Source organism: Bdellovibrio bacteriovorus HD100, assembly GCF_000196175.1.
In the GTDB taxonomy this organism is placed as follows: domain Bacteria; phylum Bdellovibrionota; class Bdellovibrionia; order Bdellovibrionales; family Bdellovibrionaceae; genus Bdellovibrio; species Bdellovibrio bacteriovorus.
In genome coordinates this window covers 1,311,439-1,333,141 of record NC_005363.1, presented here as the reverse complement: position 1 = coordinate 1,333,141, position 21,703 = coordinate 1,311,439, and the positions used below count along the sequence as shown (strand labels likewise).

The window sequence follows — 21,703 nt, the reverse complement described above, 5'->3', positions numbered from 1 at the left end:
CTCTTAGAGTCTGCTCTTTTCGTTTTAAGACTCCGGCATCATGCTTGCTTTGCAATGTTGCGGAGACATTATGAGACAATTCTTAACGGCACTAATCATATTTGCGCTGGGACTGCCGGCCATTGCAGAGACACGCAAGACTTTGCGCTCTGACGGCGTTCGCGGCGTCTGCCTGGGGTGTGAGGATCGCGGAGACCGCTCCGTGGATCAAATCCGCGCCCTGCGCACCACGGTGGGCGGAGACCAGTCTTATAAAGACATCTATCGATACAATTACAACAAACAGAAGGACCGCAAGGTCGCCGAAGTCTGCAGCAACTTTGCAACAGATTCCGGCTATGGTCCGTTGGGTCGTCATGTGATGAACATCCTCAACGAACGCGAATATCCGAACTTATTTGACGGGACCCCGGATCTGGTCAGTCTTTGCCCGGCATTCCCGCAACTGGGCCCCGAAGAAAAGAAAGTGGTCTTTGTCGCCATCATGAATGTCATGGCCCTGGGAGAAAGCACCTGCGGCGCGGGTCCACATACGGCCCGAGGTCCCAACGGCACCGCCGTAGGCCTGTTGCAGCTTCATCGCGGCAAGGAAGGCTCTTACGAAAGCGACCACCGCCATGGGCACGGGCCCGAGATCGGCTGTAAAAACGGCGATGGCGAGAAACCGGAAAGCTCGTTGAAATGCGGTTTGCATCTGCTGGATATGCAGTTTGCCGGCAAAGGTGAATTGTTCAGTCGGTCTTCCCACTGGGAAGTTCTGCGCCCTCAGGGGCGCAAGCAGAAATTCAAATGGACCAAAAAAATCGTCAGTGGCCTGTCAGTCTGCAAGTAAGATCAGGCGCGGAAAGCCGGGGAACCAAAAATCAATCTTTGGTTCCACCGTGAATCATATCAGACACAAGCCCCTTGTCCTGGCGATTCTCAGCAATGACCACCCCAAGAATATGCCCGGATACAAAAGCCACAAAGAACCACATCATCAGTTCGTGAATTTCTTTAACCGGCTCAATGGTTTCTTTTGCAAGTCCCAGATCATTTTTGAAATACATGACAAGACCCGAAACCACCATGAACACAGTGACCAGATAAAACAGCGCATAACCCGTTTTGACCAAGGTATAATGTAGAGCGTGAGTTTTCTGACCGGCCGGAACCTTACTAAGGTTCCAAGCACTTTGCGCGGCATGGGCGGCCGGGCATTTCTTTACGGCAAAAATGCCGACCAACAGCCGCACAATCAACAGCCCCCCCAGAGTGAAACCCAGCACATAGTGCCAGTCCCACATCGGCGTGCGAATTCCGACGGCGATGTCTTTGGCCAGCTCAGGCGTGATGGAGGTTCCAGCCTCGAGCATTTTGCTTTCAATCAGGGCGGCATTGGTGCGCCAGCTTAAAAAAGTTTTTCGCAGGAATGCCGTTCCCAGCAATCCCAGGATCACCAAAGCATTGAACCAGTGCCAAAGACGCAGACTTAATGGCTGATATTTTTTAAAGCTGTAGTTGTTCATGCGCCCACACTAGCACGTCAGCTGGCGCGACTGAAGGACAAAAGTGCTGACTTCAGATCATCAGCAACCTCCAACCCCCGGATGACACCCATACGCACCAGACGCTCTCGCAGGTTTTCGCGCAAAGAACAAAGGCGGATTTCTGCAGGCTTCAGACGAATTTCTCTTTGCACCTGCGCAAGCCACGGAATTGCATCCGCACTGATGGTCTCAACATCCTGAAAATACAGGACCACACAGCTGACCTCGCGCTTGGCCAGCAGTTCCTGACGGCAGGCCTCCAGGGCCGGCAACACAGGCGTGTTGATCTCACCAGAGAAACTCACCACCAGCATTTTATTTTTCTGGTTAAAACTATACTGAAACGACTTCTGATCTTCCAACGTACTACTCCTAGAAATCGGCTTCTTTATTTTTTCCATGGTACCACAAGCACTGCAGCATTAAAGTTTTCCCAGATATCCATATCAACTTGATTCAAGCCCTTGGGTTGCTTTGGGACGCTCACGACTTTTCCCCGAGGGGCAGCGTGGCAAAAGGCCCTGGAAAGCGCCTGAGCCCCCCTATTTTGGAGTCCGAATAACACTCCGTTTGACAAGGAAACGGGGTGGCAATACATCTTTCAGGGTTTATTTCGGAGGGATTCATGAAAGTATTTGCTGCTCTTCTGCTGGCCGCTCTTGTCACGTCATCAGCCGCCTTTGCCGCGCCAAAAACCACGGCTCAAAACAATGCCACCGTTAAAATCAATCCCGACACTCTTCGCCGCCTGTTCCTGGACCGCAACGTTGGAATCGCGATTTCCCTGAACAACGTTCACCAGGCCAAAGAACGCGTCAATGTGGCGCGTGGAAACCTGCTGCCTTCCGTGAATCTGGGCGGCGCCATTTCCAGTGGTCCTTCTTTCGCTTTGAATTCCGTTTCTTTCCTGCTGCCTTTCCTGATGCCTTCCAATTGGATGGACCTGAAAGAAAACACCTACCTGCTTAAAGCGCAGGGCATGTCCCACTATATCGCTCAACTGAACGGCTATTCCTCCGCTTACTCCATCTACATGACGATTCTGGGGGATATCGAACTGCGCGGCATCTTGAGTCTGCAGTACGAAAATCTGAAAGCCATCGAAGAACAACTGCGCCTGCCGGCTCAGCTGGGTATGATCCGTGAAGAAGAATACCTGCAAGCCCAGGCTCAGACCCAGATGGCCTTGGTTCAGCTGTCCCAGGTTGACGAACTGGTTCTTCAGGAAAAAGCTGCGATCCGCGAATTGCTGGGATTGCCCCTGACAACTGAAATTGTTTTCGAGGACGCTGCGGTCGCGGTTTCGCCGGTTGAAAACTGGTCCCCGCAGTCCCTGCTGACCCAGGTCCACGAAAAGTCCCCGGAAAGCCGTCAAATGGCTGCCATGATCACTTCGGCTCAGTACAACAAATGGAGCAAGGCCTTCAGCTTCCTGGGCGGACATTCATTGGGCGCATCCCGCATGAACGGCGCAATGGGAAGTCTTGAACACTCCGGTTCCGTGAACTTTGGGTTTGCTTATTTCCCTAACTTGAAGATCAGCAACCTGAACATCGAACAGCTGAAGTTGCGCAAAAAAGAGCTGCAATTTGAACAGGCCAACCTGATTGAAGTGACCCTGGGTTCATTGATGGAAGCTCAAAAGCAGTACAACGCCGCAGCCCTGGCCCACGCGAATCTTGTCAAAGTCTATGATGCTGAAGTTCTGCGCTATAAGCTGGGCATGACGGACCTGTTGCATGTGCTTGAGGCTTCCAATGGCCTGACAAATTCCGTGACGAACAAAATCAAGGCGCAAACAGCTCTGAATACTTTGCGTATCAGCCTTCACCGCATCATGATTTCAGAACAGTTCGCGAAAGTGGAAGACTGTGAAATCGAGCGACGCGGTTCTGGCGGTATTAAAGGCAAACTGGGTCGCGTCTTCAATCCGGAAAAATACCAGGTCACCCTGGATGAAGTCTGCGGCAACTAACGCAGATATTGGACATCAAAGTGGCCGTTGGTGGTTTCCTCCGGCCACACCAGATACATGCCGCCGTTAAGTTCCGCCACATACAGGCGTGTAAAAACGGCCTCCCCCTCCCAGTAAAAGGAACTTCCAATCCGGAAGTTCTGACTGACGGTCTCTGAAAGCATCTGAAATCCGACAACCCGCAAACGATCCCCGCGATGCAGATCATCTCCGCGCTCTGATTCCCTGATCACTAATTCCTGGCCCACGCGCAGTGAGCATCTATCCAGTGTTTTCACAAGCCCTCCTAAAAAGTTCCTCTGGACTCTTGAAATTCAGTGTAGTCCACCAAAATCCAAGAGTCCCTTCCGATCTCAATCTGACTATTGCACACCGCCGTCCGAGGAACGCTCAGGTCGACCTTTGCCAGGCCCGCCACCACGCCCGAACTTAGAGACTTCAAAGCCCTTTTCTTTCAGACAGGTATCAATTTTTTTTCGGGTTTCTTCATCGGGGGCCTGCGGTCTTTGGCCAGGCTCTGGCTGTTCAATACCAAGTTCATCGTGACAGGCACGGAATGCCTCCCGCAAAGCTTCATGGGATTTTTCCTGAGCAAAGCTTGTATGAGCCGTTGTCAGCCCCGCAAGAATCAGAGTCGCCATCATTTGTTTTTTAAGAGTTTGAATCATAAGGACCTCCTCGTCCTCTTCAAGAATAGAAAAGGACTATGGAGGCAGAATGGAACAGTCCCGGAACAAGACTGCCTAAAAAGCTTTTAGCGGGTTTCGCAAACAATTCCCGGCTCTTGTACCGAGCCGGTCAGATTGTAGTAGTTCCGGGAATCCAGATCGTTTACGAAAAGGTCTCCGGTATAACGGCCCATGAATGCACCGTTCTTCATCACCGGGCTGACCCGGATGTGCACCATGCCCGCCGCGCCCCCGCGCAGATTCACGTCATCCATGGAAGTCGCTGGAACAAACACAACATCAGAACGCGTGTAAGTCTGCCCTGTGATTTTATCATGAAGTTTTAAAACCGCACCAAGGTTGTAACTGCCAATCACAGGCTTAAGAGGATCGATCGTGCGATTGAAGACAATTTCAATCACAGCATCAGCACGCATCGGCTCATACCCTGGCACACAGACAAGCTTGGAAACAGAAGCCCCTGCATTCAGGGACAAGAAAAGGACAAAGGCAGAAATCATCAGTTTTTTCATGAAGGACTTCTACCTGAAGCCCCTCATGATTTGCAAGTGTCACCGTCGTCAGTCTTACTTGGCTTTCAATAAGGTGGAATTTGGCGTGCGACGCCACCAATCAGTGTTTGGCGTGTAAAGCCACTTTGTTGCCTTCGCTGTCTTCGAAGGTTGCGATAAAGCCGTATTGTCCGATGCTTTTCTTTTCGCTCAGGGTTTTGCCGCCTTTGTCTTTTATTTTTTTCAAGCTGTCTTCAATGCTGTTCACAGTGAAATACAAAAGACAGCCATCATGCGACGGCTTGTATTCAGCCCCCTGCACCAGCGCCCCCGTGGCGCCCGGCTCCTTTTCCTTCATGGGAAACATGGCCATTTTTACCGGCCCCATCTCGCTTAAAGTGAAAGAGACATCAAAGGACTGTTCATAGAACTTCATGGCACGGCCCATGTCTTTAACGGGAATTTCAAACCAACCGCAGATATGCATAAGGACTCCTTTGTGTGATGAAGTCCATTGTAAAGGCAGGCTCTTAAAAAAATAATGCCCACGTGTAAAACACATGGGCACAGAGGATCTGGAGAAAAACAAATTGTTCTTGTTTGAATAGAATCAGAGTCACTCAAAAGCACACTCTATTTTTTTCATCTAAGAAACAACTATATTGTTCAAGCTCCTTTTGGTGAGGGATCAAACCAGTTGACCCGTTCACGGTCCTCTTTGGACTCTTTGATGTTTCAGTTATTTCTAACTTTCATTCATCCAGAGTTCATACCCCTATACTACTCTTTCAGCAGCAGATGAAAACCGCAAACCCGCTCCCTTACTGCATCTTAAGCCCCAGCAGGACTTTTCAATCTTACTTTGGTTTGTTCACTGAACAAAGGAATTGAAAAAACCGAATCCATTGCAGATTCCCCCACGCACAAGGTCCTAAAAATTATGTCGCAGTAACAATTTTTCCGACGAACACCTCGTGTCAGCTAGCATCTGTCGAAGAACACACAGCATCTTTCACGGAGGATCGATGAATCTTATCTCTAAAAAATCCCTGGTATTGGCCGCTTTTCTTTCCATGACCGCCTGTGCAGGCCAAGACTACAGCTCCGCCGAAGTCCTTCCGGACGACACTGAGATGGAGCAGACAATTCCTGAAACGAACACCGCAGACAAAACCACAGCCGAAGAAACCGAACCCGCCGCTTTGGAAGACACCACCACCCTGATGGAAAGTGCCGCCGTACTGAAAAACTATGATCACCTGGATCCAAAAAGGATGATCAACTCCAAAGCGTTGGCAGAAGCCGTTCTTTACTTCGACAAAAATCAGTCTCGCATCAAGAACAAAAAATACATGTCCTTGATCGATTTCGGCAAACGTTCCACACAGGCCCGCTTCTTTATCATCAACATGTCCACTGGGGAAGTGACTGCGATTCACACAGCCCACGGCAAAGGCTCTGATGCCAACCACGACGGCTACGCTGAAAAGTTCAGCAACAACTCCGGTTCCAACGCCAGCTCCTTGGGTTACTATCTGGCAGCAGAGACCTATTATGGAAAACACGGTTTGTCTTTGAAACTGGATGGTCTTTCCAGCACAAACTCCAAAGCCCGTGCCCGCGCTGTAGTGATTCATGGAGCCAGCTATGTAAAAGAATCCAGTGTCATTCAAGGGCGCAGCTGGGGTTGCCCGGCAGTGGCAAATCACCTGCGTGACAAAGTCATCGGCATGCTTAAGGGCGGAAGTTTGATTTACGCCTTTGCCAAGTAATTACTTGATCACAGGCTTTGACTCCGGCGGAGTTTTAATTTCTCCACAGGCGATCCGATCTCCGGCATCGCCTGCAGGCTGGGATTTATAATCATCCGCTTTGGCATGAATCACAATCGAGGTCCCCTCATTGGAGATCACCGAATTTTTCCCCGCATGGACGGTCAACATAGGATTAACCACATCCACTGATGCCGTCCCATCTTCTTTCACGACAATATTGCTGAAATCTCCTGCGTGGGGTCCGCCTTTGACCTTGTGGCCATGCTTCTTTTTGTCCGGATTAAAGTGGCCTCCGGCTGACTTGAAATCAGGAGCCGTACAAAGCCCCTTTTCATGAATGTGGAAGGCTTTTTCTCCCGGCGGAAGATTTTGCAGTTCCATCTGAATACGCATCCCGTTGGTCACATCTGTGAGCGTCGCATTTCCCACCTGTTCACCCTTGGCATTGCGAATGATAATGGCTACAGGGTCCTGCTGCGCAGATACAGAGCTTGCACCAAGAAGAGTCAGCACCAGAGCTTTACTAAGGGCTTTGTACATAGAATTCCTCCCGCGAAAATATCAAAATACGTTAAGGCGGTTTTGAGGAATCACCAAAATAGAATACCTTGTAATTTACCAGATTTAACCTAGGCTTAGTTATACACCACCGCGAGGGGATTTTCATGAAATGGATTTTTGCAGTTCTTGTTGCTGCTCTTACCGGATGCACCACCACACCAAAGAAAGAATCTCCGCCTCCGGTGTCCGTGTCAGCTGACGTTGCGACGCCATCCCGAATCGACTACGTCGCTTTGCAAACTTTTTTGGGACTGGATCGTGCCCCGGAAGAGCTGGGCTTTACAGAACGAGCATTCAACACCTGTGATGCCGGCTATGGCTATTCCCGTTCGCAGAACTGCCGCCAGGAAGTCTTCGTGGTGTTGCATTTTCGTCTGCTGTGCCGGGATTCTGAAGGCACCATCTCGACAATCCTGACGGAATCGGACGTAACACCGATCGCTGGCAAGACTGTGAAATGGAGTTTAAAAGGTATGACTGGAACGACCACGACCGATGGTCTGGGTTATGGACAGATTCGCACGGTGTCCCCAAGATCCCAGCGCCGCGAGCGTGCCCGCCTGGCGGTGGGTCCGGAGTTCCTTTACATGCGAGCCAACGAGATCACAAAAATCATCACACCACGCCCGTGGTGCAATCCTTAATTGCAATCCACCTCCTGAATGTCGAGGGTCACATTTTTAGCAAATGCACGACCCTTGCCTTCACCAATGATAGTCGCTGACAAGTTTCCGCGCAGGATATCAGAGCCGCCACAGGCGGTTTCAAGCAAGACGTCTTTCTGCCCCACATACTGGGTTGTTTTTTCCGCTTTTTCCGCCGCCACGATTTCCAGGGTCTGTTTCGCGCCCTGACTGCCGGCTTTGAAGATTTCGACTTCCGCTTTCACACGGGTTTGCTGGGGATAAGCACGCAGACTGATCAACTGCTGACTGTCACGCACGACAATCTTTTTCCCGGCCGGGGCCTTCAGAGTCAACGCAAAGGTGCAACTGCCACGGGCGATCTTGCTGGTTTCTTCTTTTTTTACGTAAAGTCCATTGGGGATGCGCACCCGGCCTTCAGTTTCGCTGAGTTCATAGCGACCCGGAGTCCATTCACAGGCGTTGCCCGCAGTTTCGACAAATCCCGCTGCCGCAGCCGAAGCGGCCAAAGACACAAAGGTGAATGAAGCTGCCAACAAAGTGTGTGTGATCATAATTCCCCCCGGAATATCACTGGGGCCCGTTTGCCACCAGAGGACTTCATAACGGAAGTCATGAGAGAATCAATTCAAGAAGAGTGCCAGAAATTTTGGCTCCAGATTTAGAGCGCGGACTTACCCGAAAAACATTGAACCCAGTGGAGCATGCCTTGTGAATTGGCAGCGATCCCCACACCCATGGTGCGAAAGTTGGAACTTAAGATGTTACTGCGATGCCCGGTGGAACTCATCCATCCCGCCATCACTTGGGCGGCGGTTGAATACCCGGCGGCGATGTTTTCCCCCCAATAACTTCCCGACAGACCGAACCGTGCAAAACGCTGCGAGGTGCTTTCCGTCGGACTGTCATGGGCGAAGAAATTTCGCGCCACCATGTCATCAGCATGGGCCTGGGCTTCGGCCACACAGGCTGGCAGGGCCGTCTGCGCATTCAGCCCGCGACTGGTGCGCTCTTGGTTGACCGCCACAAGGACTTCGCAGGCCATGTCCACCATGGTTCCACACTCGGAGCCATTGCTTTCTCCAGAGGATTCCTGGTCGCTGGAATCACCCCCGGCAGGCGATACTCTGCCCGAACCACCGCCGCCCCCACAGGCCGCCAGCGCCAAAGCAAACAAGAACAAAAATGAGACACGAATACCCAGTGTGGTCATGCCGTCCTCCTGCAGGTTTTTAAAGCAAGGACAGAGCCAATAAATCAAAACTGCTGAGGTGACTGAAATCGGGAACTTAGCGTGGATGTGGAATTGGTGAATTACAGGGAAAGTGTAAGCTGACTGAAGCGTCGACAGAAAAGACAGAATTCAGAAATAAAAAAAGGGCGGAAATTTCTTTCCGCCCTTTTCACTAAGATTAAAATCTTAAATTAGAAACGACCACCACGGTTGCCGCCGCCGAAGCCGCCACCACGGTTACCGCCGCCGCCACCGCCGCGACCGCCACCGAAGCCACCACGGTTCTCACGAGGAGCCATTGGTTTAGCTTCAGATACGTTCATCGCGCGACCCATCAACTCAACGCCGTTCAATTTAGCGATTGCAGTTGCTGCTTCGTCGTCAGTAGACATTTCAACGAAAGCGAAACCTTTAGAACGACCAGTTTCACGATCGATCACGATGCGTGCAGATTCAACATTTCCGAATTCAGCGAAAGTGTCAGCCAAAGACTGATCATCCAAAGAATAAGAAAGATTTCCAACGTAGATTTTTTTACCCATATAAACCTCCTAAGATTTGCTTTTGGGAAGCTCTTAAGAGGTCTTGGGCCCTATGCCCGAAAACTCTCCAGAGACTAAATTCTTGCTAGAGAATTTCTAGCGAATTTCTCGGAAAAGGGGAAGCAATTAAAATGAGAATAGGCTAAATGAGCATTATTTCGCTGAAAGCTGCGAACACCCGGGCTTGGGGCGGCGGCGCGCAAAAACAAACAAAATATTGTAAAATCAAAGACTTAAAGGCCCAAAGTGGGTTTTGCGGGCAAAATCCCACCATGTAAGACGTCTAGACCTATCGGGGGGCTTGGGAAGCCCCGTGGCGGCCATTTAGCGGCCAACTGCCAGGCGGATGCCGTCGTCATGGACCGTGATCAGGCGCTTTTTATACAGCCCACCCAGCGCCATTTTGTACTTCTTTTTGCTGACTCCGAACAGATCATAGATGGCTTCCGGATCTGTTTTGTCGGTGATTGGCAGGAAGCCGCCTTTGGATTTCAACAACTCCATGATGCGCTCACCGATGTCAGCCGTGGCTTTGTGACCGGCTTCGTTCAGGCGCAAATCGATTTTCCCATCGTCACGAACTTGCTTGATGAAACCTTTCAGGCGCTGACCGTACTCAAGCTGCTGAAACACTTCGTTCGCATACAGCATGCCCCAGTGACGCCCATTGATAATGGCCTTGTATCCCAGATCGGTTTTGGCTGCGATCAACAGATCCACACTCTGCCCGGCTTCGTAATTCCCGGATTCTTTGTCGATGAAACGCTCCAGACGCATGGAAGATGAAATTCGATCCGTGTTATCCAGATACAGATACACCAGCACGTTCTGACCGATCTTCAAATCACGGGTTTGTTCACTGAATGGCAGGAACAAATCCTTCGGCAAACCCCAATCCAGGAAGGCCCCCACACGCTCAATGGATTTCACTTTCAGCAAACCGAAAGTTCCCACCATCGCAAACGGCATTTCCGTCATGGCCACCAGACGGTCTTCAGAGTCAAAGCAGACAAAAACTTCCAGTTCGTCACCGACTTCACATTTTTCCGGCTGATAGCGCGCAGGCAACAGGATTTCCCCGTCACTTCCGCCATCCAGAAAGACTCCGTATTCCATTGTTTTGACGACTTTAAGTTTATTGATCTGACCGATTTGAACCATGGCGAATTGATGCCACAAAAGAGCCTGTCGGGATACCTAAATCTGGGATCGGTCATTTTTTCGTATTTTCATTCAGGGCTCGACTTTAAAAGCCCCCCCTGTTACCTAAGTGTTTTCCATTTTTTCCGAGGTGTGCCCGTGTCCCAGAATGAATTTTCTACTCTTCCCCTGTCCCCGGAACTTCTGACTGTGGTTCAGGAGCTGGGCTTTGAGACACTGACCCCCATCCAACAGGAAAGCATCCCGCTGCTGCTGGCAGGAAAAGACATCATCGGCCAGGCCAAAACCGGCAGTGGAAAGACCGCCGCTTTTTCTTTGCCCATCCTGAACAAAATCAATCTGGATCAGCCGCTGTTGCAAGCCCTCATTCTGTGCCCGACCCGCGAGCTGGCAAGCCAGGTGGTCACAGAGATCCGCAAACTGGGGCGCCGCCTTCCAGGATTGAAAGTTCTGGCCATGACCGGAGGCCAATCCGGACGTGAACAGGCTGACGCTTTGGAAAACGGAGTGCAGATCGTTGTCGGCACACCAGGCCGTCTGGCGGACTTTGTCGGCCGTAACCGCATTGATCTTTCTGCGGTAAAAACCGTAGTACTCGATGAAGCCGACAAAATGCTGGATATGGGTTTTGCCGATGAAATCAAAACTGTGATGCGTGATCTGCCAGGGTCCCGCCAGACAGTTCTGTTTTCCGCCACTTTCCCGGAATCCATCGAACATCTTTCCCGCAAATACCAGCGCCATGCCCAGCAGGTGATCATCGAGGATGAAGAGCAAAACCTGATTGAACAACTTGTTTATGACAGCGAAGACAACGACAAAACCAACGTGCTGATGCGTATTTTGCAGCAGCATCCTTCGGATTCCACTATCATCTTCTGCAACACCAAAAATGCAGTGGCGGAAATTGCAGAACGCCTGAATGACCTGGGTGCCGCCAGCGGCTGCCTGCATGGAGACATGGAACAGCGTGAACGTGATCGCGTGATGGCGATGTTCCGCAACGGATCCCACCGCATTCTGGTGGCCACCGACGTGGCGGCCCGGGGCCTGGACATCGACAACCTGGAACTGGTTATTAACTTTGATCTGCCACTTTCCCCGGAAATCTATGTTCACCGCATCGGTCGCACCGGCCGAGCTGGCAAAACCGGCGTTGCGGTCACGATTGCGCACCCTAAAGACACTCTGAAACTGGGCCAGTTCGAAGAGCTGACTGGCGGCAAGTTCGCCCGTCCGTCATTGGGCTTTAAAAATCAGTATGGTTTGAATAAAACCCTGAAAGAAGCTCCGATGAAAACCATCTCCATCTCGGGAGGCCGCAAGGATAAACTTCGTCCCGGCGATATTCTGGGGGCCTTGACCGGCGCTGCGGGTGGTTTGACTTCGGCAGATGTGGGCAAAATTGAAATTCAGGACAAGATCTCTTTTGTGGCGGTGTCTGCGAAAGTCGCGGACGGCGCCATGCAAAAGTTGCGTGACGGCCGCATCAAAGGTCAAAAGTTCCAGGTCAAATTTGTAAAGTAACTATTCGCGCGAACGGAACAGCGACAGATTGCCGCCGTCAAACTCCTGACCTGGCAACCAACCTTCGCGTTCGGCGATTTCCTTCAGCCACAATCGTGCATTGCCCTTGGTGACCACGACAATTCTTTGACGGCGCGAAACTTCCACCAATTGATTCAAGACATGCTGATAGGTGTCTTTGCTGAACGGATCAAACATGTAATAGACCTCGGCATCGGGGATGCGGAAGTCTTTTTCAGAAAGATCCTGCGTGAAAAAATGCACGTGATCCTGCAAACCGAACTTGGCCGTGGATTCGTTGGAAATATCCACGCGGTGTTTGACGTACTCGTACCCGATAAAGTCAATGTCCGGCCTGAGCACACCCACCACCAGGCCCACCCGTCCATAACCGGAACCCAGATCAATGAAGCGTGTTCCTTGTGACGCCTGCACTTCGCGCAAAGCCGTCAGCAACGTTGAATACGAAGACTGCACACCAAGGCCCGCCCCTTCATACAATCTTTCAGTGCCGTTCACGTCAGTTTTCATTCCCACGTCGGCGTCATAGTTCAAACCAAAGATCTGATCCAGACCGTCGAAAGTGCGATACAAAGAAAGCGCCAGGGAACGAGCCTGGATGTTTCCCTGCAACGACAGCGTGTTTTCATGAGCAAAGACATTTTCCATCAACTGCAGGGCTCTGGCCACAAAGCGGTTTTTCTGTTCCTGACTCGCTGACTGAACGTGGGACAACAGCAGACGCTCCAGCTCTTCACAGAGCTCGGCCGTCTGGCGCAGTTCTTTTGCATTCAAGGTTTGCAGGGTTTCCTGCAGATAATTCAAAGACAAAAGATTGGAGGCAAAGGTCTGTTCGGTGAAACGAAGATAATTTTCGGAGCTGGTATCAGGATCCTTTTTCAGGTTCCACTGCTCCCCCTGCAGAAAGGTCAGAGCCGACCCCAGAAAGGTGACATCAATAAAGGCCTCTGCCACTTCTTCTGGACTCAGGCTGGCAAACTGCTGCCGAAAATCCTGCAAGAAAGGCCCGCGTAATTCTTTTTTATAAGAGACCAAACCCTTGATGACGAACTCGCAAAGCAGGCTTTGATTTATATTCATATATAAAGCTTAGCATGGCTTCGTGGAAATAAGCGGAATTTATGAAAATAACGCCCGACCTCCGCTGTTTCCAAAAAGAATTTGACCTGGGCGGCCTCCTCAATCATAACGCTGACCTGACGCTAGGGGTGTTGGTGAATTCACCGACTGAGAATAACCCTTTGAACCTGATAGAGATAATGCTCGCGCAGGGAAGCAAGAATAGAAAGATCCGGCTCATCCCAAAGGCCCCTTTCTGTCCTGCCGACCTGCCAAAGGAAGGCTATGAAAAAGCACGTATCAATCCTCACTGCCATGACAGTTCTGCTGACCAGCCAGGGTCTGCACGCACAAAACGCATCCTCAGAGATCAACACCATCACCATTCAGGACGATCAGGCTCAAGAACCTTTAGAGGCCTTTGGTTTCCCGGAAGTTCCAGCCCAGAACCTGCCGCTGTCGACCTCACAAATCAGCGATAAAACCCTGCGTGAAAACCGCATTCACCGTCTGTCGGATATTACGTTGATAGAAGCCTCGGTCACCGACAGCTACAACGCTTCAGGATACTGGGACTATATGTCCATTCGAGGATTTACCCTTGATAATCGCGCCAACTTCCTGCGAGAGGGACTGCCAATCAACGCCCAGACGTCCATTCCTTTGGAAAACAAAGAACGTCTTGAGGTGCTGAAAGGCCTGAGTGGCCTGCAAACCGGTGCAAGCTCCCCTGGAGGCATGATCAACTATGTCGTCAAACGCCCGACCGCGCGTCGCCAACTGCTGCTTGAAACGGAAGTTGGAAGTTATGGCGACTGGCTGATCGCGGCCGATGCCGCAGGGCCGGTGAAAGGTTCTGAACAGTTCGGCTATCGCCTGAACGTAGCCCATGAAAACTTAAGCCCTGCAGTGCAAGACAGCAAGGGCGAACGAAGTGTCTTGGCTTTGGCCAACAGCTGGCGCATTTCCGAATCTCAATTGCTTGAGTCTGACATCGAATGGTCCAGAAAGTCCCAGCCGACTCAGGCCGCCTTCAGTCTTTTGGGAAATGCTCTGCCTTCAGTGTCTGATCCGCGTTTGAACTTGAACAATCAAAGCTGGTCCCAACCGGTGGTTTTCACAGGGCTGACCGGAAGCCTGAAGTACACTCACCGTTTGAACCAGAACCTGATCTGGCACACCGCCGCCGGTGCGCAAGAACTGCACACCGATGACCGTCTGGCTTATCCGTTTGGGTGTTCTGCTGAAAACAATTATGACCGCTATTGTTCTGACGGCACATTTGACATGTATGACTTCAGAAGTGAAAACGAACGCCGCAGCACCCAAGCTGTAAAGACCTCACTGCAGATCAAAGCGGAAACAGGGTCCATTTCCCACGACATCAACGTCGGCTATCTGGGGCACGTGTCCCGCGAACGCTATGACAAACAGGCTTACAACCCGGTGGGTGTGGGAAATGTGCAAGGCACGGCGAAACTTCCAGCGGACCCTGCCCTGACAGATGAAAATACCAACAGAGACTCTGAAGTGAACGAGCTGTTTGCCTTTGATTCAGTCAAATTGGGTGCCTGGGGCGCGTGGCTGGGACTTCGTTTCAGTGATGTTCATCGCAGCAGCGTTCGTACGGATGCCTCCCGCGCCACTGATTATCGCGAAAACTTTGTACTGCCGTGGCTGGCGCTGTCTTATCAGTTCCCGGCGTGGATGACCTATGTCAGCTATGGTGAAGGTGTAGAAACCTATGTCACCCCAAACCGCAGTGGTTATACCAACCCAGGTCAATTCGTACCTGATGTGATCAGCAAACAGGTTGAAGTCGGTGTTCGCGGTGGCGAAACCGTAACTTGGAATCTTGCCGCTTTTCAGATCGAGCGTCCTCAGGTGGAAGATCAACGACCGGACTATAAGATTGATGGTCTGAGCCGCCACCAGGGCATTGAAGCGGAGCTGACTGGAGAGACCGGACGACTGCAATGGGCGGCATCCGCGATGTGGCTGAAAGCCCGCCGTCTGGACAGCAATTTGAACCCTGCCGTCAATGACCAGCGTCCAACAAATCTGCCAGAGCACACTTTGCGGGCTCATGTGAACTATCTGATCCCTGCGGTTCAAGGATTGTCCGTAAACTCCCGCGTGTCCTATGAGGGCGAACGTGCGGTGACAGCCGATAATTCCCTGATGCTGTCAGCATGGACTCGCTGGGATGCCGGAGCTTCTTATGAATTTGGAAAAAAAGATGATAAAACCGTCGTGCGTCTGTCCGTCGAAAATCTGACGGATGAAAGATACTGGAAGGAATCCCCGACTCAATACGGGCACATCTATCTGTACCCGGGGGAAGTCCGCAGTGTGTTTTTGACACTGCAGACGAATCTTTAGGACAATTTACTGACGCTCGGTCGTAAAGACAGGGGCGTCAGCACCCATGGCAGCCGCCTCTTCCAAGATGAATGTTTTGAACATGGAAGCATTGGTGTATTCACCGAAATGACGACAGTCCGGCGCCAGATCGTGGGGCCCACGAGTGATGCCCACAACAACAAGGCCTTTGGAAGTTTCCAGGTAAGCCGGGCCGCCGGAATCACCCGAACAAGCGCCTTTTGCATTCGTTTGATCCGTCACCAAAATGGATTCCCACAATTTTGCCAGCGGCACTCGCACCAAGTTCAGGCCCGTTGCCGGAATCGGATTATCAATTTCATTCAACAGTCCATAGCCCGCAAGCAGCAAGGTCTCTCCTGCTTTCAGCTCTACGGACTCATCCAGAACCGGCACCGGCACTGCACCTTCCGGAGCATCCAGTAATAACTTGATCAGGGCCACGTCATTGCGGCCCGTCACCGGGAAGCCCTGTTCATTGTAAACCAGATGATATTCTTTGTGAGTTTCAAATTCCGCTATTCGCAAGAGTTTGGTTTCATCGACTTCCGTCGGCAAAACCTCCCCCAGATGAACGAAGATTTCTGCGCCCTGAAGCTCCGCCAGGCAATGAGCGGCCGTCAAAACCAGATTCTTTGAAATCAAAGTGCCTGTGCAGATGGAGTAAGGCTTGCCCTGATAGTTGTAAATCAAAGAAACCGTGGAGGCCGTCACCGGACTATTGGCATCAGCCTTTTCGCCGCCAATAATCGAGGTCTCTGAACCGGTCAGTTCGACATTGTTTGTTTTTTCATTTTTCGTACAGGCAACAAGGGTCAAAAGCAGCAAGGACGACAGCAACAGCTTTGAATTCAACACAGGGACTCCCCTTACAACGGCGTGAATCGCCGCTGGGGAATCTATCAAACAGTTGCGAAAACTCCTAGGAATTGATCTGTGTCAAATTCTTGGACAGTATTTATTTCAGCTGAAAGATACAAGGACGGGCCCGTGGATCTCTCAAGTTGCAAATCACCGAATTCGCGGGCAGATTAGCCCACCATGAGCACACTTTCAGAACATATCGACAATGCCTTTGACCTTAGCTATCTGAACTTCCCCAAATGCCCGCCGACGGACATCAAAACCATCGGCATTCTGGGCGGCGGCACCGCCGGATATCTTGCCGCCCTGGCACTAAAAAAATATCACCCTGAAGTTGAAGTCACCGTCATTGAATCCAGTAAAATACCCGTGATTGGAGTGGGTGAATCCACCACCACCGAAATCGTGCCGTTCCTGCACCGCGGACTTGAAATTGACCCGGCAGAATTCTTCCGTGAAGTCGAGCCGACTTTGAAATTCGGCATTCGTTTTGACTGGGGCTGCCCGGGTGATTACAAATTCAACTTCAGCTTCTTTGCCGGACACCAGTACGAGTCTTATTATTATGAAAACGACATCAAGAATTCCAACTGGCCCTCGGTGCTGATGAATGAAAATAAAATTCCGGTCATTCGCAACAAAAATGGCACTTTGACTTCCTTCCTTGCCAGCATTCCGTTTTCCTATCATATCGACAACAAAAACCTGATCCGCTTCCTGAACAAGGAAGTCAAAAGCCGCGGCATTGATATTCTGGATGCCGAGGTTCACGAAGTGAAACTGGATGAACGGGGCTATGTGGCGTCCTTGGAATCCAAGGAAGGCCACAGTCTTTCCTATGACCTGTATATTGACTGCTCGGGTTTCCGCTCCAAGATTCTGGGCCAAGCCCTAAAAACCGAATTCACGCCGTTCACGGACACATTGGTCACCGACCGCGCGCTGACCTTTGATATGCCCAACAAAGACGTTGTCGACTGCTACACATCTGTGATCACCATGAACAATGGCTGGTGCTGGAAAATCCCGATGCGCACCGAAGATCACTATGGATATGTGTTCTCGTCCAAATTCTGTGACGAAGAAACCGCCCTGGCTGAAGCCCGCGCCCGCTTCGGTCACTTTGAAAAATACAAAATGGTTGAATTCCGCTCGGGTCGTCACACTCAAGCCTGGGTGAAAAACGTGTTTTCTTTGGGGAACTCTTACGGATTTATCGAGCCTTTGGAATCCACCGCCATCCAGACCGCGGTTCACAGCATCAATGTTTTGTGCCGTTTGATGCCCAAAACTTTGGACGATCAGATTTCCATCACCGGTATCAACAATGAAATCGCCGTGACTTGGGACACCTTCCGCTGGTTCGTGGGCATGCACTATAAGTTCAACAAGAAACTGGACACCCCGTTCTGGAAGCACTGCCGTGAAAAGACCAATATTGGACACGCACAAACCATCGTGAATCTGTTCAATCAAAGACCTCCGCTGAGTGCGGGGAACTTTGGATCCAACTCGCAATTCACGGCAACAGAAGCGCTGGTGTTCAACAGCTACAGCTATGACACTTTGATCTTCGGGCAAAAGGAAGTTTACAAGCCACTGGCTGCTCCGGAAATGAGCAAGGAAGAATACTTCGGCAAACTGAAGTCTTATCAAGAGCTGACCAGCCGTTCCCTGTCGTTGTTTGAATTGTTCAAGGGGGATCATCTGTTTGAGGATGAGATCCTGGAGCAGCTCTTCAATGACACGGACACCTGGATCATGGAAGCCGACGTCTAAGTCGGCTTGGGCAGAACTCCCCGTCCCGCCAGAGTTCTTTTTAGTTTTTCCTGATACAAATCCATCAAGGCCCCACCGACTTCGGGGCCTTCCGCCACCATAAAGGCCTGCGCAATCGCCTGCAAAGTTGCCATGCCTTCCTCGGTTGTTTCCGCCCGCAGATGGTGCTGGGATTTGTTGGGTGCACTGATCATCACTCGCGGAATCCCGGCAATTTCTGGATGACGGGTGTTGACCTTGCTGGCCTGCCGCCAGTTTCCATCCGGCACAATCAACTGCAAAGGCCTTGGGTCTTCCGCCATAAATTCGGCATCTAGTTCGCGCGCATCTTCTGCAGGAAAAAACAAAACGGTGCGGTATTCGGGCACCAGCAGATCAGACAGATCCAGTGCTTCCCGACTGTCCCCGCGCACACGCATCTCGCTGTTAAGCAAAGCCTTGATAGCCAGACGACCGGTGTTGGTGGTGCGTTTTAATTCTTTGGCGTGAATTACCAGACACAATCGGGTGCGGGATTCCAGGCGAGGTATCAAACTGCAAAGGCACAAATCCCGGTGCAGGTAACATTCAGGGCAAGGGTCTTTGGTTTTGCGTTTTCGTTGCTGGATCATTTCTTCACCTTATTTTTTCACACTGCCCGCAAAGGCCGCCGTGATCAACAAATTGACACACTTGCGGGGCGAATTTTCCCTGAGCCGGGCTCTAATTCCACCTGAAGATCCGAATTTTATGGCATGGCCTTGGCATTTCCCGGTTGTGACGAAACGCTAAGGCTTCCGCCAAAGGATGAAACATGAAACTGCCCGTCGTACTGCCTGCCCTGTTCACCCTGCTTTTGACCTCCACCGTGTTGGCGGAAACACGGCTGCAACCCAGCACCGAGGGGCACTTGATTCAAGGACAAGCCCCCGTTTCAACGCAGATTTCGGCAATGGCTTTTTATTCTCCGGCCTTCACCTTCAATAAAAAACTGGATGCCTCCGTTTGCAAATTTGCGGAAGACCGCATGAGCCCGGCCGGACACGACCGCACGCTGGTCATCAAAGCCCTGCGCCAGCAAGACGGCAGTTATGCCGTGAACGTTCCAACGGCGGGCCAACGTGGCGCGTGCCCGTATGTTTTAACATCCGTTTATCTGGATTTGAATGACATCAAGGTCAGTCAGAACTTAAGCCTGTCCACGGAAAAAGAAATCCAGCAGACGCGCGATGCTCTGTCGGACGTCGCCGAGTTGGATCCTGTGACCCCGTTTGAAAAAATAGGCACTATCTATTGTGAATTTGAATCCGAGTTTGAAATCGGCCTTTGCCAGGTCGCTGAGGGCCTGCCCGAGATGAGCTACATGATCTCTGACACGGCCACCAGCTATACACTGGATGTGAAGGACGAATCCCAGCGTCCTCCACGCGAATTTTAGATTTTTTTGAGGGCTTCTTTCAGATCCTCAATAATGTCATTTACGTTCTCCAAACCGATACTCAGACGGATGGCGCGCGGATCAATACCGCTGTCGCCGCGCTTGTCATCCGGGATCGCCGAGTGAGTCATAAAGCCCGGAACCTCAATCAACGTTTTGGTCAGTCCCAAGCTGACGGCCAGAGTGATCGAGTATGAATTCTTGGCGATATCATCGACAAACTTCTGACACTTTTTCATGTCACCTTTAAGTTGGAAGGAAATCATCGTGCCCGGAGCAAACTTGCCCTCCGGGGATTTTAGATATTTTTTCGCCAGCTTGTGCTGAGCATGACTTTTCAGGCCCGGATAAGTGACACTGGCCACTTTCGGGTGCGCTTCCAGGAACTTGGCCACCGCCCAGGCTGATGCCTGCTGCTGTTCAAAACGAATGGCCTGGGTGGAAATACCGTACACCAGAATGTGCCATGCCGAATATGGATGGATAATCGCACCGAAATCCTTGCGCGCCACACGCAGAATGCTTTCATGCGTTCTTGGAGCGATCACGGCCCCGCCCATTTCCGTACCGAAGCCAGAGATGTTTTTCGTCAAACTTTGGATCACGAAGTCCACGTTCCATTCCACCGGACGAAGCGCCCACGGAGTCGCGAAAGTGTTATCCACAACAGTATAGATCTGATTGTCCTTGCCGCGTTTTTTGTTGGCAGCTTTCACCAGCGCGGTGATCTTTTGAAGATCCGCGATTTCCAAAATAGGATTGGAAACAGATTCAAAGTACACCACGCGTGCTGCCGGGTCCGCCAGCTGCAGCTCAAGATTTTTGAAATCATTCACATCCATCAGATGCGTGGAAATATTCAAACGCGGCAGCCAGTTCGTCAAAAGGCTGTAGGTGCACCCGTACAAAGTTTTATGGGCAATGACTTTCTGGCCCGAAGAAAGCAATGACATCAGAGTGGAGGCGATTGCGCCCATGCCGCTTCCGAAGGTCACCGCACACTCGCCTTTTTCAAGAAGGGCCAGTTGGTCTTCCAGCATTTTTGTTGTCGGCTCTTCCAGACGGTCGTAGATCCAGATGGGTTTTTCTTCGCCCTTCTGTGCGCCGAAAGTGCTAAAACCTTCCGCACCTCTTTGCAGGGATTCCAGACGGAATGTCGTCGAAGCCGTCATCGGCGGAATCAAATGGTGAGAGAACTCCCAGGATTTGGAAAGAAACTCGCCGTGAATGGCTTGAGTTCTTGGTGACTTGGATTTGGCCGCTTTTTTCTTGGTCATTGGATCCCCATAAATTGTATGAGAATCACTAGAGCACAGGTTCTAATTGAAGGAAAGCTCTACTCTTAGACCCACGACGCGGCGGTAAATGGAACATCTGTCCCCAGACAGTCCACGCCCAGCTGCTTCATTTTCTGATAAGTGGCTTCGTCATTGGCATTCCAAGCCGTGACCGAAAATCCCGCCGCATGGCATTCAGCCACCAACTGCTGGTCAATCCAGTTCACACTGAGCGAAATTCCCTGGGCCTTGGCGCTTTCCATGATCTGCACCGGATTCAAAGGCAAACCAAACAGCAGGCAAGTTGTTTTTATTGAAGAATGATCCCGGAATTCACGCAGCCAGCGATGATTAAAAGAAATGACGGTCAGTCTTTCTGCCGGAAAGTTCTTTTCCAACAGATCCGCCAGGGCACGGAAATTCCCCGGGGATTTCACTTCAATCTGCAACTGGGTTGGGGCCCTTTTAAAAAGTTCCAGCACCTGCTCCAGACGCGGCAGAGAGTCCCCCTCATTGGTTCGCACTTGGGAAAGTTCCGCCCAAGTGCAGGCACCCACCCGTCCCGTGCTGGTTGTGGTGCGATCCAAAGTGTCGTCATGGTGAACCACCCACACCCCGTCCCGGGATTCGTGAATGTCGAATTCCACGGCGGCAACGCCGGACTGCAAAGCAAACTCGAAAGAACGCAAAGTGTTTTCTGGTGCCCGGTCCCGAGCCCCGCGATGTCCCATCATTTTCATGGATTCATTGAAGCAAAAAAACCGCTATCGGGACAA

Annotated in this window: 24 protein-coding genes and 1 riboswitch; of the genes, 8 read left to right on the top strand and 16 right to left on the bottom strand. The window is 51.2% G+C overall.

Features of this window, described 5'->3' with window-relative positions:
- The first annotated feature begins 70 nt into the window (after positions 1–70).
- Positions 71–832 carry a hypothetical protein gene (locus tag BD_RS06410; protein ID WP_226987969.1) on the top strand — a complete coding sequence of 254 codons (762 nt, stop codon included), beginning with the start codon at positions 71–73 and terminating at the stop codon, positions 830–832.
- 31 nt (positions 833–863) lie between these two features.
- Here BD_RS06410 and BD_RS06405 read toward each other — a convergent pair whose 3' ends face one another.
- Positions 864–1,508 (bottom strand): cytochrome b/b6 domain-containing protein, encoded by a 645-nt coding sequence (locus BD_RS06405; protein WP_011163902.1) that lies wholly within the window; start codon positions 1,506–1,508, stop codon positions 864–866.
- 17 nt (positions 1,509–1,525) lie between these two features.
- Positions 1,526–1,930, bottom strand: coding sequence for an STAS domain-containing protein (locus BD_RS06400; RefSeq protein WP_011163901.1), 405 nt, complete (start codon positions 1,928–1,930; stop codon positions 1,526–1,528).
- A gap of 224 nt (positions 1,931–2,154) precedes the next feature.
- Between BD_RS06400 and BD_RS06395 the strand changes: the two genes are divergently transcribed.
- Positions 2,155–3,504, top strand: a complete 1,350-nt coding sequence (locus BD_RS06395) for a TolC family protein (protein WP_050792903.1) — start codon at positions 2,155–2,157, stop codon at positions 3,502–3,504.
- On the opposite strand, the gene BD_RS06390 is transcribed toward BD_RS06395, so the two are convergent.
- The 4 genes from BD_RS06390 to BD_RS06375 form a co-directional block, all read right to left on the bottom strand.
- Positions 3,501–3,782: a hypothetical protein gene (locus tag BD_RS06390; protein ID WP_011163899.1), complete on the bottom strand. Its 282-nt coding sequence runs from the start codon at positions 3,780–3,782 to the stop codon at positions 3,501–3,503. The genes BD_RS06395 and BD_RS06390 overlap by 4 nt on opposite strands.
- A gap of 84 nt (positions 3,783–3,866) precedes the next feature.
- On the bottom strand, positions 3,867–4,172 hold the full coding sequence (locus tag BD_RS06385; protein ID WP_011163898.1) for a hypothetical protein: 306 nt from the start codon (positions 4,170–4,172) through the stop codon (positions 3,867–3,869).
- Between the two features lie 86 nt (positions 4,173–4,258).
- Positions 4,259–4,705 carry a hypothetical protein gene (locus tag BD_RS06380; RefSeq protein WP_011163897.1) on the bottom strand — a complete coding sequence of 149 codons (447 nt, stop codon included), beginning with the start codon at positions 4,703–4,705 and terminating at the stop codon, positions 4,259–4,261.
- 100 nt (positions 4,706–4,805) lie between these two features.
- The gene (locus tag BD_RS06375) at positions 4,806–5,171 is read right to left on the bottom strand and encodes a VOC family protein (protein WP_011163896.1); all 366 of its coding nucleotides are present in this window, start codon (positions 5,169–5,171) and stop codon (positions 4,806–4,808) included.
- A gap of 538 nt (positions 5,172–5,709) precedes the next feature.
- Here BD_RS06375 and BD_RS06370 point away from each other — a divergent pair.
- Positions 5,710–6,456, top strand: coding sequence for a murein L,D-transpeptidase catalytic domain family protein (locus BD_RS06370; protein ID WP_041583501.1), 747 nt, complete (start codon positions 5,710–5,712; stop codon positions 6,454–6,456).
- Here the strand turns inward: BD_RS06370 and BD_RS06365 are convergent, their stop codons facing one another.
- Positions 6,457–6,999, bottom strand: coding sequence for a superoxide dismutase family protein (locus BD_RS06365; protein ID WP_011163894.1), 543 nt, complete (start codon positions 6,997–6,999; stop codon positions 6,457–6,459).
- A gap of 125 nt (positions 7,000–7,124) precedes the next feature.
- On the opposite strand from BD_RS06365, the gene BD_RS06360 reads away from it, so the two are divergent.
- Complete coding sequence (locus BD_RS06360; RefSeq protein WP_011163893.1) at positions 7,125–7,664, top strand: hypothetical protein; 540 nt, start codon at positions 7,125–7,127, stop codon at positions 7,662–7,664.
- Here BD_RS06360 and BD_RS06355 read toward each other — a convergent pair.
- The 4 genes from BD_RS06355 to BD_RS06340 all read right to left on the bottom strand — a co-directional run bounded on the left by BD_RS06355 (position 7,661) and on the right by BD_RS06340 (position 10,601).
- Positions 7,661–8,218 (bottom strand): hypothetical protein, encoded by a 558-nt coding sequence (locus BD_RS06355; RefSeq protein ID WP_011163892.1) that lies wholly within the window; start codon positions 8,216–8,218, stop codon positions 7,661–7,663. The genes BD_RS06360 and BD_RS06355 overlap by 4 nt on opposite strands.
- Before the next feature lie 107 nt (positions 8,219–8,325).
- Positions 8,326–8,877: a CAP domain-containing protein gene (locus BD_RS06350; RefSeq protein ID WP_011163891.1), complete on the bottom strand. Its 552-nt coding sequence runs from the start codon at positions 8,875–8,877 to the stop codon at positions 8,326–8,328.
- Between the two features lie 212 nt (positions 8,878–9,089).
- The gene (locus tag BD_RS06345) at positions 9,090–9,440 is read right to left on the bottom strand and encodes an RNA recognition motif domain-containing protein (RefSeq protein WP_011163890.1); all 351 of its coding nucleotides are present in this window, start codon (positions 9,438–9,440) and stop codon (positions 9,090–9,092) included.
- A gap of 324 nt (positions 9,441–9,764) precedes the next feature.
- Complete coding sequence (locus BD_RS06340) at positions 9,765–10,601, bottom strand: CvfB family protein (protein ID WP_011163888.1); 837 nt, start codon at positions 10,599–10,601, stop codon at positions 9,765–9,767.
- A gap of 138 nt (positions 10,602–10,739) precedes the next feature.
- On the opposite strand from BD_RS06340, the gene dbpA reads away from it, so the two are divergent.
- Positions 10,740–12,128 (top strand): ATP-dependent RNA helicase DbpA, encoded by a 1,389-nt coding sequence (gene dbpA / locus BD_RS06335; protein ID WP_038451320.1) that lies wholly within the window; start codon positions 10,740–10,742, stop codon positions 12,126–12,128.
- On the opposite strand, the gene BD_RS06330 is transcribed toward dbpA, so the two are convergent.
- Positions 12,129–13,229 (bottom strand): class I SAM-dependent methyltransferase, encoded by a 1,101-nt coding sequence (locus BD_RS06330; RefSeq protein WP_011163886.1) that lies wholly within the window; start codon positions 13,227–13,229, stop codon positions 12,129–12,131.
- 114 nt (positions 13,230–13,343) lie between these two features.
- A riboswitch (TPP riboswitch) is annotated at positions 13,344–13,440 on the top strand.
- 53 nt (positions 13,441–13,493) lie between these two features.
- Here BD_RS06330 and BD_RS06325 point away from each other — a divergent pair.
- Positions 13,494–15,590, top strand: a complete 2,097-nt coding sequence (locus tag BD_RS06325) for a TonB-dependent siderophore receptor (protein ID WP_011163885.1) — start codon at positions 13,494–13,496, stop codon at positions 15,588–15,590.
- A 6-nt stretch (positions 15,591–15,596) separates the two neighbouring features.
- Here the strand turns inward: BD_RS06325 and BD_RS06320 are convergent, their stop codons facing one another.
- Complete coding sequence (locus BD_RS06320; protein WP_011163884.1) at positions 15,597–16,448, bottom strand: S1 family peptidase; 852 nt, start codon at positions 16,446–16,448, stop codon at positions 15,597–15,599.
- Positions 16,449–16,631: 183 nt separating this feature from the next.
- On the opposite strand from BD_RS06320, the gene BD_RS06315 reads away from it, so the two are divergent.
- The gene (locus BD_RS06315; RefSeq protein WP_011163883.1) at positions 16,632–18,233 is read left to right on the top strand and encodes a tryptophan halogenase family protein; all 1,602 of its coding nucleotides are present in this window, start codon (positions 16,632–16,634) and stop codon (positions 18,231–18,233) included.
- Here BD_RS06315 and BD_RS06310 read toward each other — a convergent pair.
- Complete coding sequence (locus BD_RS06310) at positions 18,230–18,844, bottom strand: tRNA-uridine aminocarboxypropyltransferase (protein ID WP_011163882.1); 615 nt, start codon at positions 18,842–18,844, stop codon at positions 18,230–18,232. The two genes, BD_RS06315 and BD_RS06310, sit on opposite strands and share 4 nt — an antisense overlap.
- Before the next feature lie 182 nt (positions 18,845–19,026).
- Here BD_RS06310 and BD_RS06305 point away from each other — a divergent pair, with 182 nt between their 5' ends.
- Positions 19,027–19,650: a hypothetical protein gene (locus tag BD_RS06305; protein WP_011163881.1), complete on the top strand. Its 624-nt coding sequence runs from the start codon at positions 19,027–19,029 to the stop codon at positions 19,648–19,650.
- Here the strand turns inward: BD_RS06305 and BD_RS06300 are convergent.
- The gene (locus tag BD_RS06300; protein WP_011163880.1) at positions 19,647–20,927 is read right to left on the bottom strand and encodes a trans-sulfuration enzyme family protein; all 1,281 of its coding nucleotides are present in this window, start codon (positions 20,925–20,927) and stop codon (positions 19,647–19,649) included. The two genes, BD_RS06305 and BD_RS06300, sit on opposite strands and share 4 nt — an antisense overlap.
- Positions 20,928–20,992: 65 nt before the next feature.
- A complete protein-coding gene (locus tag BD_RS06295; RefSeq protein ID WP_157865661.1) occupies positions 20,993–21,667 on the bottom strand; it encodes a glycerophosphodiester phosphodiesterase in 675 nt (224 codons plus the stop codon).
- Between the last annotated feature and the right edge of the window lie 36 nt (positions 21,668–21,703).